Source organism: Bradyrhizobium sp. LVM 105 (assembly GCF_003957705.1).
In the GTDB taxonomy this organism is placed as follows: Bacteria; Pseudomonadota; Alphaproteobacteria; order Rhizobiales; family Xanthobacteraceae; genus Bradyrhizobium; species Bradyrhizobium frederickii.
Genome location: NZ_QZMV01000006.1, coordinates 205,042 through 222,414 on the forward strand (window position 1 = coordinate 205,042; position 17,373 = coordinate 222,414).

Here is a 17,373-nt window from a genome sequence, read left to right on the forward strand (position 1 = left end):
CTCTGGTTGGTCGATGGTTTGAGATTGTTGATCAGGCAACCGCGCGGGCCCCGGACTGCGCCTGGAATTGGGCGATGGCCTTGTTGGCGAGCCTGATCCTGTTGAATTCGCCCTGCTGGAGCAGCTTGATGATGATCCCGAGCAGGCGTTCGTCGGTGACGAGCGTATCCGGGATCGTGCCGGAGCGGCGAAGGTAGTTCGCGGCGATGGCGTAGGCCTCGCTCACGAGTTCCACGTTCATCGCCTGAAGCCCGCGCTCGACCAGCATCGCCCTGTCTCCGATCCCGAGGGAGATAAGCCCTGGGCCCGGAACTTGTTCCGCGCAGCCGCGGATTTTTTTCGCAGGTGCAAAAATGGAAACGCACCGGCCCCGGGGCAATTCCGGGCCGGCGCGCTGGGGAAGTCAGGCACGTTGGGGCAGGCTTGCCGGTCTTGTTGCGGGCCGGCTTGACCTTGGTCCCTTCGGAAAGCTCAGAGGCGATAGAGGATCTGGTCGGTCCAGAACCGCTCGAGGCGATGCAGCGACTTGTTGAGGGTCGAGAACTCCTCGCCCGAGATGCCGCCGACCTGCTCCACCGTCTTGACGTGCTTCTGGTAGAGCGCATCGACGATGCGGCGGACTTCCTGGCCCTGCGGGGTCAGGCGGATGCGCACCGAGCGGCGATCGACGCGCGAGCGCTGATGATCGAGGAAGCCGAGCTCGACCAGCTTCTTCAGATTGTAGGAGACGTTGGAGCCGAGATAATAACCGCGCGTGCGCAGCTCGCCCGCGGTCAGCTCCTTGTCGCCGATGTTATAGAGCAGGAGCGCCTGCACCGAGTTGATGTCCGCTCGGCCGCGGCGATCGAATTCGTCCTTGATCACGTCGAGGAGCCGGCGATGCAGCCGCTCCACCAGAGTCAAAGCTTCCAGATAGAGCGACTGCACCGAACCCTGCTGGCCGGAGATGCGCTCTGCGGTATCTGCCGCAGTTGCGACGGCTTTCATCATGACACTTCCCCTGTTGTCGTTTTTGTCGACACTTATTCGACGAAACTTGTGTCCCGCCTGATAGGTGCAACTTAAGGGGCTCGTTTGAAGATCGGCTTAAATAAGAGAATAAAGAGATCATGAATTTAAGACAGTGAATTGCGGATTAAGCCTGTGCCACAAGTACTTTTCGAAAGCCTCTGTTGACCTTCGCAAGGTCCTGTTCACCCTCCGTCCGCCCCAGTTGTCGCATTCCAGAACAGGCCCGCCTTGTTTCGAAACGGGCGCGTAACAGCTGTGGCGGAACCGGCTGGTCAATGAAAACTTACCGCAAATTTTAGGCAACCAGCGGTCAACCAAACGCGCACAACTCCGCTCTCGTGTCCCGGACGAGCGCTCGTGTCCCGGACGAGCGAAGCGAAGATCCGGGACCCAGGAGCCACAAACGAGAACGCGGAGAGATGGGCCCCGGCTCCGCAGCGCACCACGCCGCAAGTGCGGCGCGCTGCGCTGCGTCCGGGGCACGAGAGCATCGATGTATCGAAGGAGCGCTACGGCGGCCGTTCGCGCGCCGCCATCCAGGCAAGCGCGAGATAGGCCGCGAGCATGAAGGCTTCGACGCCGACGACGACCAGGCTGCCGCCGTAGATGCCCGGAAACATCAGCTCGATCACCGCCATCGACACCACGGTGGTCAGCCACACCACGGCGCCCCACGGCGTTGCCAGCCACAGGCCGACCGCGGCGACGAGCTCGATCACGGCAAAGTAGACGGTCGCCGCCTGCCAGGCCATGGACTGGTTCTCGAACGCCTCGTCCTCGCCGCCGACGAAGCCCGTCACCTGCGCCCAGTGATAAAGACCTTTCAGGATCGACAGCAGCGCCATCACCCGCAGGAACAGCACCAGGCGGCGCGTCCAGACATTGTCGTCGGACTCGGCCCGCTCCGACGAGATCGCAGCGACGGAGATCGCGTTGTCTCTGTTATTGTCCCTGGCGCTGTCGCGGGCCGCATCGCGGGTGGAGATCTCGGACATGGTCCCCCTTCTGGCTGCTTCGGCCCGCAAAATCAATCGGCTGCCCCCTCCTTGCGGCAGGTCAAGCCGCGGTGACGGGAACCGTGCGAGCTGGTATAAGAATAATTCCAGCCGGAGGAAGAGTGATGGCGATCAAATACGGACGTCCGATCGAATTGCGCGAGGTCTCGCGCCACGAGGGCACCGCGGTGCCCCATGCCCTCGATCTGACCGTCCGGCCGCGCCGCAACCGCAAGGCCGAATGGGCCCGGCGCATGGTGCGGGAGAACGTGCTCACCACCGACGATCTGATCTGGCCGCTGTTCCTGATCGACGGCAACAACAAGCGCGAGCAGGTCGCCTCGATGCCCGGCGTCGAGCGCCTCAGCGTCGATCAGGCCGTGCGCGAGGCCGAGCGCGCCGTGAAGCTCACCATCCCCTGCATCGCGCTGTTTCCCTACACCGAGCCGTCCTTGCGCGACGAGGAAGGCTCTGAAGCGACCAACCCGAACAACCTGGTCTGCCAGGCCGTGCGCGCGATCAAGAAGGAGTTTCCGGAGATCGGCCTGCTCTGCGACGTCGCGCTCGATCCGTTCACCAGCCACGGCCATGACGGCCTGATTTCCGACGGCAAGATCCTGAACGACGAGACGGTCGCTGTGCTGGTGCGCCAGGCCCTGGTGCAGGCCGAAGCCGGCTGCGACATCATCGCGCCCTCGGACATGATGGACGGCCGCGTCGCCGCGATCCGCGAAGGGCTGGACCGCTCCGGCCTGCTCGACGTGCAGATCATGGCCTACGCGGCCAAATACGCCTCGGCCTTCTACGGCCCGTTCCGCGACGCCATCGGCTCGGCCAAGACGCTCACCGGCGACAAGCGTACCTATCAGATGGACAGCGCCAACAGCGACGAGGCACTGCGCGAGGTCGAACTCGACATCGCCGAGGGCGCCGACATGGTGATGGTGAAGCCCGGCATGCCCTATCTCGACGTGGTCCGCCGCGTGAAGGACACCTTCGCGATGCCGACCTTCGCCTACCAGGTCTCGGGCGAATACGCGATGATCGCGGCCGCCGCGAACAACGGCTGGCTCGACGGCGATCGCGCGATGATGGAGAGCCTGCTCGCCTTCAAGCGCGCCGGCGCCGACGGCGTGCTGAGCTACTTCGCGCCGAAGGCGGCGGAGAAGCTGCGCGCCCAAGGATAAGGTGCCCAAGGATAGGTGCCCTAGAATGGGCAAAGCGACTTGTCCGCCGTAGCTCGCAGAGCGAAGGCGGAAGCGTGCCCACCAATCCATCGTGCAGAACAGCGAGCAATGGTGGGCACGGCGCTACGCGCCTTTGCCCAACCTACGGCGGCTGCGTGCGCGGCAGCCTCCCGCCCCCGAATCGCCGGAATATTTCGGCTTGTTAATGTCCTTGCACCCTTGGCACAGGCATGACCTGTTCCCATGTCTTGCCACGGGGTTTTCCCCCTTGGGAGGACGGACGATGTCGTACGACTCGGGCAATTCAGGCGCCTGGCGCAATGACGGCGGGGTGCAGCCGCACGCCTACGACCCCTATCTGCAGCCGGAGCTGTTCCGGGGCGTTGCGACGCGGCGGGTGTTCGCCTTCCTGATCGACATGGTCGTGATCTCCGTGCCGGTGATCCTCGGCTACATCTTCATCGCGTTGTTCGGCGTGGTTACGCTCGGCATCGGCTGGGCGCTGTTCTGGCTGGCCTGGCCCGCCTCGGTGATCTGGGCCATCGTCTATTACGGCGCCTGCATCGGCGGTCCTTCGTCGGCGACCATCGGCATGCGCCTGATGGATCTGGAGCTGCGCACCTGGTACGGCGCGCCAGGCTATTTCGTGCTCGGCGCCACCCATGCCGTGCTGTTCTGGGTGACGGTTTCGTTCCTGACGCCTTTCGTGGTGCTGGTCGGCCTGTTCAACGGCCGCCGGCGGCTGCTGCACGATTTCGTGCTGGGAACGGTCGTGATCAACAATTCCGTCCGCGCACCGGTGCCGCAGGGCGCCAGAAGCTGGTGAGCAAGAACCTGTCAACCAGGAGCGACTAAAGCTGTCTGATCCGACCCGCCAAGCAGACCGATTGACCAGGGGCTTCCGTAGCGCGATGCTGACATTCACTTCGGAGGCCCACGACGTCCCTTGACCCAGCACTCGCGCGACACCCCCCAATTTTACCTTACGGCGCCCTCCCCCTGCCCGTATTTGCCGGGCCGGCATGAGCGCAAGGTGTTCACACATCTGGTGGGGGACCGGGCCGGCGACCTCAATGACCTGCTGACCCATGGCGGCTTCCGCCGCAGCCAGTCGATCGCCTACCGGCCGGCCTGCGACCAGTGCCGCGCCTGCGTCTCGGTCCGGGTCGTCGCCAACGAGTTCCGGCCCTCGCGCAACTTCCGCAAGGTGATGGCGCGCAACGCCGACATCATCGGCGAGCAGCGCAGCGCGGTGCCCACCTCCGAGCAATATTCCGTGTTCCGGGCCTATCTCGACGCCCGCCACCGCCACGGCGGCATGGCCGACATGACCGTGCTCGACTACGCCATGATGGTCGAGGACAGCCATGTCGAGACCCGCATCATCGAATACCGCAAGCGCGGCCCCGACAGCGGTGTCACCGGCCGCGGCGAGGAGCTGATCGCCGTCGCGCTCACCGACGTGCTCAGCGATGGCCTGTCGATGGTCTATTCGTTCTTCGAGCCGAGCCAGGTCAGCCGCTCGATGGGCACCTTCATGATCCTCGACCACATCGCCCGCGCCCGCCGGCAGGGGCTGCCTTACGTCTATCTCGGCTACTGGATCGAGGGCTCGAAGAAGATGGACTACAAGGCCCGCTTCCTGCCGCAGCAGCGCCTAGCGCCCTCCGGCTGGCTGCGCATCGACGCGCAGGGCGATGCGGCGTCGGAGCCGCAAGATTGAGGCGCGGTCCGGAAGAGCGCGAAGCGTCTTCCGCAAAGGTCACCCGCAAACAACAACCTCAAGCGCGTGCGATGAAGTTCAGCGCTGTGATCCCCGGCAGAAAGAAGTAACCCCCGCCGAGCGTCTGCGTGAAGCGCTGCAGCGAAACTTCGCCGCCGCTCGGCTGGCCGGGAATGGTGAAGGCCTTCGGGCACGGCTGCGACCCCACGATCGGGTCGTCCTGGCTTTCGAGCGCTCCAAATTTCCGGTTCTGCAGCCAGCGCTGGTGGATGAACTCGAACTGCCGCTCGAGATCCGCATTGCAGGCGATGAAGAAAATACCTTGGCGGCCCGACTTCTCGCGATAGGGCCGCCCACGCCGCAGCAGCCGGTGCAGCTTCGACGACTTGATGCTCGACTGAACGTCGATACCAAGTGAGTCCCGGGGATTGGAGCGGCGCACATGGGCGCCGTTGGGACACATGAAACCGTTGGCGTCCTCGACGCGATAGCGGAATGCATCGGCGACCGAATCCGACACAGGCACGGCCGGATCGCCTTTCCACGACAACGGCAGCCCGTTCTTCCGGCGCCCCATCAGCTTCTCGCCGGCCGAGACGCCGTTCGCCGCTGCAAAGTCCGTATGCGCGGCTTCAAACGCCTCGAAGGCGGCCACATCCTGCTCGAATTGACGTACGGCAAGGTAGCTTCCGTTCAGGGTGAACTGCCCGCTGGCACTGGTCCATCCCTCCACGTTCGGGCAAAAGGTCAGCTCGTCGTACTCGTTGCGATAGCCCAGGATGAATTCGCCCGGCTCCACGACCCGGTCGTCATAGAGATCGCGAGCGCCCTCTCGCGCCTGCTTCAAGCTCTCGCCATCCTGGTCCCTGAGGCCCCGGATCACCGGCTGGGCGAGCCCATCGCGAAACCCGAACGGCTCACGCAGCTTGCCATCCCCGTCGAAGAAGTCGGATTCCTCCCCCACCTCGATAACGGAGAAGGCGTGCGGATCGATCGCGGGCAGCCGCGAAGCTGCGCCGCGCGTCTTCCATTCCGCCAGCAGGATGTGCACCACCTCGCCGCCGCCGGGGCCTTCGCGATCGGTCCAGGTCCACTGCCGGTATTCGTCCCGCAACAGCTTGGCGCGCAATTCGCTGCCCATGCCGCTGCGGAACGGCGTCGGAAACGGATGTTCGCTGGTTTCCCGGCAGCCCAGCTTCGTCAGCCCCGAATAGGTGAAGCCGATCGCGACGACGGCGTCGAGACGCTCCTTCTGCTGCTTCTCCTGCTTCGGCTTGCCAACCTGTTCTGCGCTGGCGACCAGGCCGGTGTCGAGCAGCCGCGCCAGCCATGCCTTCGCGAGCCTCTCGTCGAGGATCGTCAGCAGCCTGAAACGGCTGGTGGTGAGCGAGCCGAAGCCGCTCTTCAGCATGCCCTGGATGTCGTGGCTTTGTTCGGAGAGACGTGGAGCGTACCTCATGTCTCGATGGCCCTCATGATCAGATCGTCGTTCTTCTCGTTGCGCTCGCCGAACAAGGCGTCGCGCAGCCCCGTGGCGAGATTGATCTGGTCGACTGTCCGGTTGCAGGCGTCGAAATGGTAGAGATGCGGCAGCATGCTGTCGCGCGCATAGGACTTGAATCTCAGTTCGCACTTCACGCCGCGAAACACCACGAAGCGCGTCGGCGGAAAGCTGCGCGGCTTTGCGATGCCGGGCTGTCCGGGCAGCGCCGGAGCACGTGGACGCAGCTCGGTCCAGCGCCAGGCCAGCGTGGTGCCGACGGCCGCGCCGTTGATGAAGTCGTCGAGATAGCCGCCGAAATTGCCGTCGTAGTTCGAGCAGAACAGAAAGCGGCGACCGTTGTCGATGATGTGCCAATGCCCGAAATGGATGCCCGGCGCGTTGCCGAGCCAGCCTTGCGTGAAGAACACGCGTCCGGCAAACGTCACGATCCGCAGCGCCACCCGGATGCACCACGCGCTCCACCATTGCGGACCGCGCAGCTCCGTAAGGCTGAACATATGCTGGGTTCCATCGACCAGATCGGCCTCGCATCGCTCGATCGACGGATGGATCTGCTGGGCGCGCGGAACGTCGTCCTCGAGCGGATGAAAGAACTGCTCACTCAGCTTCTTGAACCGGCGGTTGAGCCGGTAAGACAGCGCACCGATGCAAAGCACCGCGGCGATCGCGACGACGGCGATCCCGGTGATCTGCAATCCGGTCAGCTTTGGCAGCTTCGGTTCGACGACATGAACCATATAGTCCGGTGCCACCGCGTAGGCCAGCGGCGCGAACGTGTAGGCAAGGGCGCACGCGGCGACGGCCAGCAGCAGCGGCACACCGATCAGCCAGCCACCCGCATAGGTGGCCAGCGACGAGAGCGTCTGGGTCGGCCGATCGAGCTCCTGCTGGACGCTGTTCAGCCAGCGCCTCCAGGACACGAATTGAGCGGGCAGCGGCACCAGGAACAGCCAGACCAGGAATGCGATCAATGCGAACGCCAGCAGCCCGTGCCAGCTCATCGTCAGCAGGCATTCGCTCGTCTTGGTGACGGCGTCTTCGATGGCCCGCCCGACGTGCCCCGGTTCGCCGAAGAACCAGTTATAGGCCCGCGGAAGGGCCCAGACGATTCCGAGCACGACGAACCACAGCACGATCGCCGCCACGGGATAAGCGAGCTTCGCACCGATGCTCGCCCCTTTCCCGCGCCAATAGGATCGCGGCGCGGGTTTGACCGCCCACTCGAAACGGGGATTGGCGTAAGCCCACCGCGCCAGTGCCAGGGCGAATGCGGTGCGGTCGTTGCTGTATTTCGGCTTCAGCTTTCGCGCTTCGATGCGCGTCTGATCCAGCAGGTCGCTCTCCATCCTGATCTGCCGGACCGAACGGTCGCGCGCGCCGACGAAGCCGCCGGCGGCGATGCTGTGCCAGCTCATCAGCTGGTTCAGCAATTGCTCCTTGTCCTTGGCTGTGGGCACGGCGACATGGGGAGCGACCATGCCGCCGAACAGCGTCCACATCGCGCCGTCGGGATGGTAGACGAGGCGGTACAGCAGATCGTAAGGGCGCAACCCCTCCTCCACCGCAAGCTCGAGCACGAGCACCGGCTGCTGGTTCGGGGCGCCAGCCAAGGCCGGAAGCAGCCCGATCGAGGCGAAGTGCACCACCGCGACGTCCTCCAGCAGGGCATCCAATGCATCGTGATGCTGCTTTGGAATTTCCGCTCCGCCGCCCCAGCCTGGCGCAACGATGCAGATCATCTGCTGCCGGACGATCTCGAGCATGACCGTGTTCTCCGCTCACTCAGGTGGTACGCATGCGCATGCGCAGCATCAGCGGCCCGTCATAGGCGATGGCCTTGCCTTCACCGCGCGCCAGTTGCAGCCGCGGCAAGGTGAGCAGGCCGATCAGCGCGCTTGTCAGGATCTCAACCGCATGATCCCGCGCGGGACATTGGCGGTAGCCGTATCCGAACATGAGATACCGCAAGGCATCGTTCTTGCCCCAATCGCGATCCGGGCAGAAGCGACCGCTCTGGGGAACGGCGCTGGGATCGAACATCGCTGCGATCGACAGCAGCGAGACCTTGCCGCCGCCCGGACATCCGGCGTTGTATCGCGCTCCGGTCTCCATTTCCGTGTCGCGCGGCACGTCGCGCGCCAGCAGCGGAAAGATCGGCCGGAAGCGCATCAGCTCGAGCACATGGTTGCGCACGATCTTGCGAAACTCGGGATCGGTCCAGACACCGGGCTCGCCGAGCTTGCCGGCCTTCGATCGCAGCTCCTCGTAGACCTTCGCGCGTCCCAGCAGCTCCTGGACGATAAGGGCTCCCGACTGAACGGTGACAGGATGCGAGATCCAGGCAAGGCCGACCGCGTTCCGTTCAATGTCCTCGGAGGCGCTCTTGACGCCCCAGGCGGCGCCGATCGGGCCGCTCACGCGATCGATCCGCGCCTGCAGCGCATCCCCGCAGGCTTCGGCCCGTCGCCGAAGATCGAGTGTCGCCAGGCCGCCGGCCAGGAGTTGCCCTGCGACATAGCGGATTTCGAGCATGTATTGTCGTTGCAAGCCTTCGTCGACATCGCCTTGTGCGGAAGCGGTCGTCGACCCCGCCACCACCGCGCCCGTGGCCGCGCCGAACAGCGGCCGCGTGGCGTGGAATACGACCCACATCAGGTAGTCTTCGATCAGGTCGAATGCGCCCGCCCCGCGCCCGCTCAGAGCCTTGATCCGTCGCTGCGCCTCGGCATCGGAATCGGCGGGAACGTCCAGCGACGCCAGCCGCGCATGGACCAGATCCCGATCGGCCGAATAGGTCGGACCGGGGTCCATCCCGATGAGATAGTCGCCAGACACCATGTTGGCGGCATGCGCCGTGTTGGAGAAGCTGCGCGTCCGCGTCAGCACGTCCCTGACGGCACTGGCGCGCGCCGCCAAGCCGAGCCGGCCTCCGACCGAAGGCCAGTGTCGAAGCAGTGCGCCGAATGCGCGCAAGACGGTGGTGTGGCGGTTGAGCCAGCAGAACAGACCATAGGAGAGACGGCGGGCTCCCGGTGGCAACGCGTCGGGTTCATAGGTCGAGAGTTTCATGCTGCATACCCGTCCTTCCGCCCCTCTGCGAGCGCCGCGGCGGCCTGTTTGCGATAGTGGGGCATGCCCAGACGGTCCGCCGCCTCGGCGGCTCGCTTGAAATTCGCTTCCGCGCCTGCCAGATCGCCCGCCTGCCGCAAGGTCTCCGCCAGCTCGTACAGAGCTTCGGTCTGGTGGCCGTATTCTTCGACGGTCTCCTCGACGGCCTTGCGACCGACCGCGATCGCATCGTCGAGCCGACCGAGCTTGCGATAGGCGACGCCCAGGCTCACGCGCATGAACGTCCTGCCGTAGGGCCCGGCAGCCTCGTAGATGCGGTCGGCGAACCCCTTCTCCAGCATCGTCGCCGCCTCGGCGGCCTTGCCGTTGCGCGCAAGCGCGCTGCCGAGAACGCCCGTGCAAACCGAAAGCATGGTCGGGACGTTGTGCGTCACGCATTGTTGCACGCCCGCGCGCATCAAGGTCTCGGCAGGATCGAGCTCCATGCCCTCGATCCATATCTGCGACTGGACGGTGTCGATCAGCAGCCGGGAATAGGGATGGTTGATGTTCGACAGGATCACGTAGGCCCTGGCACAGAACGCGTGGGCGGTTGCACTGTCTCCCAGTCGCCAGAGCGTGCTGGCATGAAACGCATACAGATTGACGATGGGAATGGCGGCCCATCCGGATTGGACGACATGCGCCGACAATTCCGGTCCGTAGTCGGAGAGCAGAACCTGGCCTTCCACGGCGGCCTCTGCATAGCGACCGAGAGCGTGGAGGTGCATCAGGCGGGTCTGATGCGCCGCCATCATCATGTGGCGACGCTGCGCCAGGCGAGCCGCCTCCAGACCCTGCGAGGCATACCGCAGACCCTGCTCGAAGCGTCCGCGCATCCACAGGAACACCGCCGTCTCGGTCGACACCGCCGCTCGTGCGCGCTGATCGTTCAGCTGTACCGCGATGGCTTCCGCACGCTCCATATTGCTGAAGATGTCGTCGATCTGGCCGAGAGCCAGCATCGCCCCGATCGCCTCCAGCCGAAGCGCGAGTTCCAGGGTCTGCGCAACCGAGGCGTCATCGACACGGCGGGCGGCCTGAAGTCCCTTCTCGAACGATTGAAGGGCCTCCTGATTGGCCGAGCGCGAGATGGCACGCGCCATCGACTTGACGGTGAATCTCGCCGCCTGCTCCCATTCCTCCCCTTTGAAGGCATGGTGCGCCAGCGCCGGCGCGATATCCGCCTCAGCGGCCCCTGGCCGCGCATGCAGCGCCAGGAAGGCCTGCCGGTGCAGCGCCTTCAGCCGCGCGCGCGTGAGAGCGGCGAGCACGACGTCGCGCACCAATGCGTGGCGAAACGCGAACGCGTGCTGCTCGAGCGAACCGCGCGCCTGATCCGGCCCCGCCAACAACCCGGATGCAACGCACAGACCCAGCAATTCTTCTGCACGCCCCAGGTCCGCGGCCTGCATCGCGGCGATCAGTTCGCGCGTGATGGGGTCGCCAAGGATCGCCGCGGCTTCGAGCGCGGATTTGGCGGCTTCGGGCAGCCTGTCGACGCGCGCACTGATCACCGCGGCGATGGAGCCCGGCACGCGCAGCTCTCCGGGCGGGCGCTGCAGCCGGTATGCACCCGGCGTTCCCTCGAGTGATCCGTCGTCGATCAGCGTAATGACCAACTGCTCCAGGAAGAATGGATTGCCGTCGGCGCGCGCGACCAATTCGCTCATGATGCCGAGCACGGACAGTTCATCCCCCAGCAGGGCGCGCGCGAGCCTGAGCATCTCGCCGTCGCGGAGAGGCTCGATCATCCGCTCTGCAAACCACGGTGCCTCGCGCCACTGATGGTCGAAATCGGGTCGATAGCTGACGCAGACGAGGATCGGCAGTCCCTGAAGCTTTGGAAGCAGGGCCTCGAACAGCCGCCGGCTCTCGCGGTCGGCCAGGAAAACGTCCTCGAGCACGAGCACGAACGGGCCCGCCTGGGCGCGTCTGCGCACGAGCCACAGCAATGCCTCGCCGATGCGACGTCGCCGCTGCACCGGGTTCAGCGCCAGCCAGGCCTGATCCGGTGCCGCAAGATCCAACAGGTCATTGATCGCCGCGAGATGTGCGGCGGCCTCGGGGGCCCATTCGGCGACCAGGGTTCGCCCAACGGATTGTGCATCCGTCCCGCCTGTTTGCGGCAACCGGGCCAGGCTCGCGATCAGGTCCGCGGCGGTGCTGTAGGCGCGCGCGCTCGCATAACCTCTCGCCTGCGAAAGGCAGACGTCGATGCCCTGATCTGCAAGCGCGGCGATCCAGTCGGCGATCAAGCGGGACTTGCCGATTCCGGCATCGCCGCACAGCCCGACCGTTCGCATCACGCCGGTTCGAACGATGTCGAGATCCCCGGCCAGCATCCGCAAGGAATCCTCGCGGCCGACCAGGGGCGCCCAGCGCTGCTTGCGCGTCAGCGGCGCCGCCGCCGAGCTTTCGGTCGCGACCACGACCTCATGGAGTTCGACCGGACCGTCCAGCCCTCGAACCGAGCGCATCCCGACCGGCCGCGTGTCGATCTGCTGCGCGACGAGGCGCTGCGTCGCGGCACTGATCAGAATGCCGCCGGGCGGAGCCATCTTTTCGAGCCGCGATGCAAGGTGAATCGTCTTGCCGTCCGCTCCGTAGTGCGACCAGCCGTATTGTCCGACGACGCCGACCAGGACTTCGCCCGAATTGATGCCGACGCGCAGCATCGGGCTGGCCACGCCCTGAATCGCGTGGCCGGGAATGGTTGCTCGCTGCATCTTGAGGGCGGCAAGGCACGCCCGTAGCGCGTGATCCTCCTGTGCCACGGGTGCGCCGAACAAGGCGACGAGCCCGTCGCCGAGCAATTGGCTCACCGTGCCGCCATAGGTCCCGACCGCCTCAGCCAAATGGTTCAGCGCCTTGCCGAGATAGTTGCGGGATTCCTCGGGGTCGGCGTGCTGGAGCAGGGATGTCGAGTCACATACGTCGACGAAGAGAACGCTGACCTGCTTGTTTTCAGTCAGCATCTGTGACCGAACCGCGGTGTAATCGTGCAGCGGAACAATCCGCGCCTCGCGGTCAAGTGTGCTGGCAACCGATGCAGCGGCGGGCTGCTCCACGGCACGATCGAGGCGCGCGCCGCATTGAGAGCAGAAGCGGTGCTCGCGGGAAACACGGGCCGAACATGCGGGACACTTGGTCACGGCACTACACACTCATCAATGATTTCAACGCAGCAATCAACGCTTTCTGGCCTGATCCTCGTCCCTCCCCGGACGTGAACCCGCGCAGTCAAAATCAGTCCATCGAACCAATGGCCTCACCATTGGCTCCCGCGCGCCGACGTCGCGCACAACCCATAGACGTAACCGGAGAAAATGCGGCGCACTGACTCCGGCGCGGGACCGCCGATTATCCCGCCGGGAGAAAAATCAATCCTGAAAAACGCAATGTCATAACAGGGCCCATGAGCAATCTGCGGCCACTAGCAATTGAAGGTAGTATAACCTCTTCGCACCAATTGAAAAGCCGTAGTTCGCGGGTTCGCGGCGAAAGCCGCCGGACGGCGCGGAACTCGGGAGGGCTCGCGGAATGCGCGCACAAGGGGACGGCCGGGCTCGCGCGGGAGCCAACCTGTTGCAGGGCTGCCGCTCCAAAGGAGCAGGCACCCCCTGCACTCATCCAAACAACGTATCGAACAACAGCTTCAGGTTCAGGACCACGATCACGCCCGCGACGATCCAGGCGATCGTGGCGACGTAGGCTGGAATCGCGAACTTCCCCATCTTGCGGCGGTCGGAGACGAAGCGGACCAGCGGGATGACGGCGAAGGGCAATTGCATCGACAGCACGACCTGGCTGAACACCAGCAGATCCGCCGTGCCGCGCTCGCCATAGATCGCGGTGACGATGATCACGGGGACGATGGCGATGCCGCGCGTGAGCAGGCGGCGCGCCCAGCTCGGCAGGCGCAGATCGAGAAAGCCTTCCATGACGATCTGGCCGGCGAGCGTCGCCGTCACCGTCGAGTTCAGGCCGGAGGCGAGCAGCGCCACCGCGAACAGCGTCGAGGCGATGCCGAGACCCAGCAGCGGCGACAACAGCTCGAACGCCTGCCCGATCTCAGCGACATCCGAATGGCCGCTCTTGTGGAAGGTCGCGGCTGCGACGACGAGGATTGCGGCGTTGATGAACAGCGCCAGCATCAGGGCAATGGTCGAGTCCGTCGTCGCCCATTTGATCGCCTCGCGGCGGCCCTCGTCGTTGCGCTCATAGGCGCGCGTCTGCACGATCGAGGAGTGCAGATAGAGATTGTGCGGCATCACCGTCGCGCCGATGATGCCGATCGCGATGTAGAGCATTTCGGGGTTGGTGAAGATCTCGCTCTTCGGCATGAAGCCGCGCAGCACCTCCGCGACCGGCGGCGCCGCGGCCGCGATCTGGACCGCGAAGCAGACCGCGATCACCGCAAGCAGCGCGATGACGAAGGCTTCGAGGAAACGGAAGCCGCGGTTCATCAGGAGCAGCAGCAGGAAGGCATCGAGTGCGGCGAGCAGCGCGCCGCCGATCAGGGGAATGCCGAACAGGAGTTTCAGCGCGATCGCGGTGCCGATGACCTCGGCGAGATCGCAGGCGATGATCGCCGCCTCGCAGGCAACCCAGAGCAGGAAGTTCACCGGCGGCGAATAGGTGGCGCGGCAGGCCTGCGCGAGGTCGCGGTCGGTGACGATGCCGAGCCGCGCCGCCAGCGATTGCAGCAGGATCGCCATCAGGTTCGAGAGCAGGATGACGGAGAGCAGCGTGTAGCCGAACTTGGAACCGCCGGCGAGGTCGGTCGCCCAATTGCCGGGGTCCATGTAGCCGACCGAGACGAGATAGCCCGGGCCGACGAAAGCGAGCAGCCGGCGCCACTGGCGGCCTGCGACCGGAAGGGCGATCGTGGCGTTCACCTCGGCGAGGCTCTTGGTGACGGGCGCGTCAGCGCGCCAGCCGGCGGTGTCGGGGGTCAAATCAGGGGTTCTGGCATCCATACGACGAGAATACCGAAATCGAGGCTTATTGCAACTCATTTGCAACTGCATCTGGTGGCATGGGTTCTCGTCCTGGCGGTCTCCGCACCCTTTGTCGGGAAGCGGGTGGGTTTGGCGGCCCTCGGCGCCGAATACTGGCGCCAATCCGACTTTGCAGGATATGAGCCATGTCAAACCCGCCTCGCCTCCCCGACACCTTCAGCCGCCTCGCCTGGTCCAACCTCGCGGCGCAGTCGGCCGAACAGATCGCCTTGGCGGCCGCCCCCATCGTCGCGGTGCTCACGCTCGGGGTCGCGGAAGGCCAGACCGGCCTGTTGCAGACCGCGCTGACCCTGCCCTTCGTGCTGTTCGCCATTCCCGCCGGCCTGCTCGCCGACCGCATCTCGCGCCGCTCGCTGATGGCAGGAGCCGAGGCGCTGCGGGCCGTGGCGCTCGGGACCATCGTGCTGCTGCTCGCGCTCGGCGCGCTCAATCTGCCGCTGCTGGCGCTGCTCGGCTTCGCTGCGGTGTGCGGCACCGTCGTCTACAGCGTGGCCGCGCCGGCGCTGGTGCCCTCGCTGGTGAGCGCGGAGCTGTTGCCGGCAGCGAATGCGCGGATCGAGCTGGCGCGCACCGTCGCCTTTGCCGGCGGACCCGCGCTCGGCGGCGCGCTGGTGGGCTGGTGGGGCGCGAGCCCGGCCTTCGGCTTCGCCGCGGCGCTGTCGGCGATCGCGGTGGTGCTGCTATCGGGCATCTTCGAACCCGCCCGCGCCCCGGCGCCGCGCCGCCATCCGTTGCAGGACATCCGCGAGGGCGCAGCTTTCGTGTTTCACCATCCGCTGCTGCGGCCGGTGTTCATCACCCAGTTCATCTTCAACACCGGCTGGTTCCTCCAGATCGCCGTGTTCGTGCCCTACGCCGTGCGCCATCTCGGCCTCACCGCCGCCGGCGTCGGCACGGTGCTGACGATGTACGGCGTCGGCATGGTGATCGGCGCGCTCCTCGCCACCCGGGTGATGCAGCGCATCGCCTTCGGCACCGTGGTCGGTCTCGGCCCGGTCGCCGGCCTCATTGCCGCAATCGTGATGGCGCTGACGGTGCTGGTCCCCTCGCCCTGGCTCGCGGCCCTGAGCTTCTTCCTGCTCGGCGTCGGGCCGATCCTGTGGGTAATCTCGACCACGACGCTGCGCCAGTCGGTGACGCCGCCGCGCCTGTTGGGCCGCGTCTCCGCCATCAACATCATGAGCTACGGCGCCCGCCCGCTCGGCTCGGCGCTGGGCGCGGTCGTCGGCGGGCTCTTTAGCGCGGAAGCGTGCCTCTATCTGGCGGCCGCCGTGTTCGGCGTGCAGGCCCTGGTGATCTGGCTCTCGCCGGCCGTGGCGCTGGACCGGCAGCCGGACATGGTGGGGGACGAGGTGGCGGCACGGTGCTGACCCCACCCTCGTCATTGCGAGCGCAGCGAAGCAATCCAGAATCCCACCGCGGAGACAGTCTGGATTGCTTCGCTGCGCTCGCAATGACGGAACAAGCGGAAACAGCGAAGCCTAATTCGCCAGATAGCGCTCGTAGCTTCCCGTCACCGGCTCGCTTGCGTCGACCTCGGGATCGAGGGTGTAGAGATCCTGCGCACGGCCGATGCCACGCAGCGCATAGCGGCCGGTCGAGACGAGATAGCGGCGCCCGGCGGCATCGAGGCCCTTGTAGAACTCGGATGACGCCAGCAATTCGCGGTCGACCGAGCGGCTCATCGCGGCGATGCGGCTGACCTCGTTCACGGTCGGCCCCACCACGGTGAAATCGAGCCGGTCCTCGCTGCCGATATTGCCGTAGAAGACCTGCCCGACATGCAGGCCGATATAGGCTGTCGTCGTCGGCCGCCCCTCCGCCGCGCGGCGGGCATTCAGCGCCGCGATATTCTTGCGGAACAGATGCTCGGCACGGAGCGCCGCCCGCCGCGCATCCGCCATGTCCTCACCCCAGAACATCGCGAGCACGCCGTCGCCGATCAGCTTCAGCACATCGCCGCCGGCCTCGTGGATCGCGTCGATCACGGCCTGCGCATAGTCGTTGAGAAAGGGGATGATCTCGTCGGGACCGATGCTCTCGCTGATCCCGGTCGAGCCGCGCAGGTCCGAGTACCAGAGCACGGCATTGATGCGCTCGGTGACGCCGCGCGAGATGCGCCCGCGCAGCACCTGCTCGGAGGCGTCGCGGCCGAGATAGACCCGGCCGAGCGTGCGCACGATGTCGACCTGCTGTGCCGACTTGATCGCAAGACCGAGCACGGGCACGAGATCGCGCAGCGCGGCAAGCTCGGCTTCGCTGAAGCCGTCGTCCCGCCGCGTCGTCCAATAGGAGTAGAGGCAGTCCATCTGCCCGAGCGCTCCGCTCTCGCCGAAGCGGTGCACGAAAGCCAGGAAATGCCGGTGGCCATTTTCGGCGAGGTCGCCGATCTGCCCAAAATCCAGCGACGGCGCCTCGGCGAGATCGATCACCATCTCGTCGTGGCCATGCTCGAGCAAATGATAGAACACCGAGCGGCGCCAGTTCTTGGCCGCGTCGCCCTCCGCCGTCGAGCCGTACTCGATGACGTCGCTCTCGTTGCTCGGCGTATCGCTCCAGCGGAACGCGCGGCCCTCGTAGATCGGATGCAGCGTGTCGATGATCACGAGGCCTCGCGACAGGTCGAGCCCTTCGTCGCAGCAGCGCTCGCAAAAGCCGCGGAGCAATTCCTGTTCGGGCAGGCCCGTGAGCCCCTGGCTGGCGATCCAGTTTATCAATGAAAGGCGGGAAGCTGTTTGCATGCGCTATTATGGCGTGCATTCGTGACGGGCGAAAGGCGCAGAGCCGCGCGCGCAAGGCTCCCCGTCCCGCGCAGGTCGAA

13 protein-coding genes are annotated in these 17,373 nt (G+C 65.6%); 4 read left to right on the forward strand and 9 right to left on the reverse strand.

The window, feature by feature from the left end:
* Window positions 1-31 precede the first annotated feature (31 nt).
* The 3 genes from D6B98_RS19255 to D6B98_RS19265 form a co-directional block, all read right to left on the reverse strand.
* Entirely contained in the window at window positions 32-268 is a 237-nt protein-coding gene (locus D6B98_RS19255; protein WP_126258519.1) for a hypothetical protein, read from the reverse strand.
* Window positions 269-471: 203 nt separating this feature from the next.
* A complete protein-coding gene (ldtR, locus tag D6B98_RS19260; RefSeq protein WP_126258520.1) occupies window positions 472-990 on the reverse strand; it encodes a transcriptional regulator LdtR in 519 nt (172 codons plus the stop codon).
* A gap of 530 nt (window positions 991-1,520) precedes the next feature.
* Window positions 1,521-2,006, reverse strand: coding sequence for a DUF6163 family protein (locus D6B98_RS19265; RefSeq protein ID WP_126258521.1), 486 nt, complete (start codon window positions 2,004-2,006; stop codon window positions 1,521-1,523).
* A gap of 125 nt (window positions 2,007-2,131) precedes the next feature.
* Between D6B98_RS19265 and hemB the strand changes: the two genes are divergently transcribed.
* From hemB to D6B98_RS19280, 3 genes are all read left to right on the forward strand, one after another.
* A complete protein-coding gene (gene hemB, locus D6B98_RS19270) occupies window positions 2,132-3,193 on the forward strand; it encodes a porphobilinogen synthase (RefSeq protein WP_126258522.1) in 1,062 nt (353 codons plus the stop codon).
* Window positions 3,194-3,476: 283 nt separating this feature from the next.
* Window positions 3,477-4,019, forward strand: a complete 543-nt coding sequence (locus D6B98_RS19275) for an RDD family protein (protein WP_126258523.1) — start codon at window positions 3,477-3,479, stop codon at window positions 4,017-4,019.
* Between the two features lie 120 nt (window positions 4,020-4,139).
* The gene (locus D6B98_RS19280) at window positions 4,140-4,916 is read left to right on the forward strand and encodes an arginyltransferase (RefSeq protein WP_126258524.1); all 777 of its coding nucleotides are present in this window, start codon (window positions 4,140-4,142) and stop codon (window positions 4,914-4,916) included.
* Window positions 4,917-4,974: 58 nt separating this feature from the next.
* On the opposite strand, the gene D6B98_RS19285 is transcribed toward D6B98_RS19280, so the two are convergent.
* From D6B98_RS19285 to D6B98_RS19305, 5 genes are all read right to left on the reverse strand, one after another.
* The gene (locus tag D6B98_RS19285; protein ID WP_245481422.1) at window positions 4,975-6,375 is read right to left on the reverse strand and encodes a Dyp-type peroxidase; all 1,401 of its coding nucleotides are present in this window, start codon (window positions 6,373-6,375) and stop codon (window positions 4,975-4,977) included.
* Window positions 6,372-8,183: a hypothetical protein gene (locus D6B98_RS19290; RefSeq protein ID WP_126258525.1), complete on the reverse strand. Its 1,812-nt coding sequence runs from the start codon at window positions 8,181-8,183 to the stop codon at window positions 6,372-6,374. Before D6B98_RS19290 ends, D6B98_RS19285 begins: the two co-directional genes overlap by 4 nt.
* 19 nt (window positions 8,184-8,202) lie before the next feature.
* Window positions 8,203-9,489 (reverse strand): cytochrome P450 family protein, encoded by a 1,287-nt coding sequence (locus D6B98_RS19295; protein WP_126258526.1) that lies wholly within the window; start codon window positions 9,487-9,489, stop codon window positions 8,203-8,205.
* A complete protein-coding gene (locus D6B98_RS19300; protein WP_245481423.1) occupies window positions 9,486-12,506 on the reverse strand; it encodes an ATP-binding protein in 3,021 nt (1,006 codons plus the stop codon). The genes D6B98_RS19295 and D6B98_RS19300 overlap by 4 nt, the downstream gene beginning before the upstream one ends.
* Before the next feature lie 651 nt (window positions 12,507-13,157).
* Complete coding sequence (locus D6B98_RS19305; RefSeq protein WP_126258528.1) at window positions 13,158-14,510, reverse strand: Nramp family divalent metal transporter; 1,353 nt, start codon at window positions 14,508-14,510, stop codon at window positions 13,158-13,160.
* A gap of 167 nt (window positions 14,511-14,677) precedes the next feature.
* On the opposite strand from D6B98_RS19305, the gene D6B98_RS19310 reads away from it, so the two are divergent.
* On the forward strand, window positions 14,678-15,922 hold the full coding sequence (locus tag D6B98_RS19310; RefSeq protein WP_126258529.1) for an MFS transporter: 1,245 nt from the start codon (window positions 14,678-14,680) through the stop codon (window positions 15,920-15,922).
* A 111-nt stretch (window positions 15,923-16,033) separates the two neighbouring features.
* Here D6B98_RS19310 and D6B98_RS19315 read toward each other — a convergent pair whose 3' ends face one another.
* Window positions 16,034-17,293 (reverse strand): adenylate/guanylate cyclase domain-containing protein, encoded by a 1,260-nt coding sequence (locus tag D6B98_RS19315; RefSeq protein ID WP_126258530.1) that lies wholly within the window; start codon window positions 17,291-17,293, stop codon window positions 16,034-16,036.
* Window positions 17,294-17,373: the final 80 nt, after the last annotated feature.

Coding starts and splice junctions, on each gene's coding strand:
- D6B98_RS19295 (WP_126258526.1), bottom strand. CDS start 9,489: ATGAAACTCTCGACCTATGAACCCGACGCGTTGCCACCGGGAGCCCGC.
- D6B98_RS19265 (WP_126258521.1), bottom strand. CDS start 2,006: ATGTCCGAGATCTCCACCCGCGATGCGGCCCGCGACAGCGCCAGGGAC.
- D6B98_RS19255 (WP_126258519.1), bottom strand. CDS start 268: ATGCTGGTCGAGCGCGGGCTTCAGGCGATGAACGTGGAACTCGTGAGC.
- D6B98_RS19285 (WP_245481422.1), bottom strand. CDS start 6,375: ATGAGGTACGCTCCACGTCTCTCCGAACAAAGCCACGACATCCAGGGC.
- D6B98_RS19300 (WP_245481423.1), bottom strand. CDS start 12,506: ATGCTGACTGAAAACAAGCAGGTCAGCGTTCTCTTCGTCGACGTATGT.
- D6B98_RS19310 (WP_126258529.1), top strand. CDS start 14,678: ATGTCAAACCCGCCTCGCCTCCCCGACACCTTCAGCCGCCTCGCCTGG.
- D6B98_RS19315 (WP_126258530.1), bottom strand. CDS start 17,293: ATGCAAACAGCTTCCCGCCTTTCATTGATAAACTGGATCGCCAGCCAG.
- D6B98_RS19305 (WP_126258528.1), bottom strand. CDS start 14,510: ATGGATGCCAGAACCCCTGATTTGACCCCCGACACCGCCGGCTGGCGC.
- D6B98_RS19290 (WP_126258525.1), bottom strand. CDS start 8,183: ATGCTCGAGATCGTCCGGCAGCAGATGATCTGCATCGTTGCGCCAGGC.
- hemB (WP_126258522.1), top strand. CDS start 2,132: ATGGCGATCAAATACGGACGTCCGATCGAATTGCGCGAGGTCTCGCGC.
- D6B98_RS19275 (WP_126258523.1), top strand. CDS start 3,477: ATGTCGTACGACTCGGGCAATTCAGGCGCCTGGCGCAATGACGGCGGG.
- ldtR (WP_126258520.1), bottom strand. CDS start 990: ATGATGAAAGCCGTCGCAACTGCGGCAGATACCGCAGAGCGCATCTCC.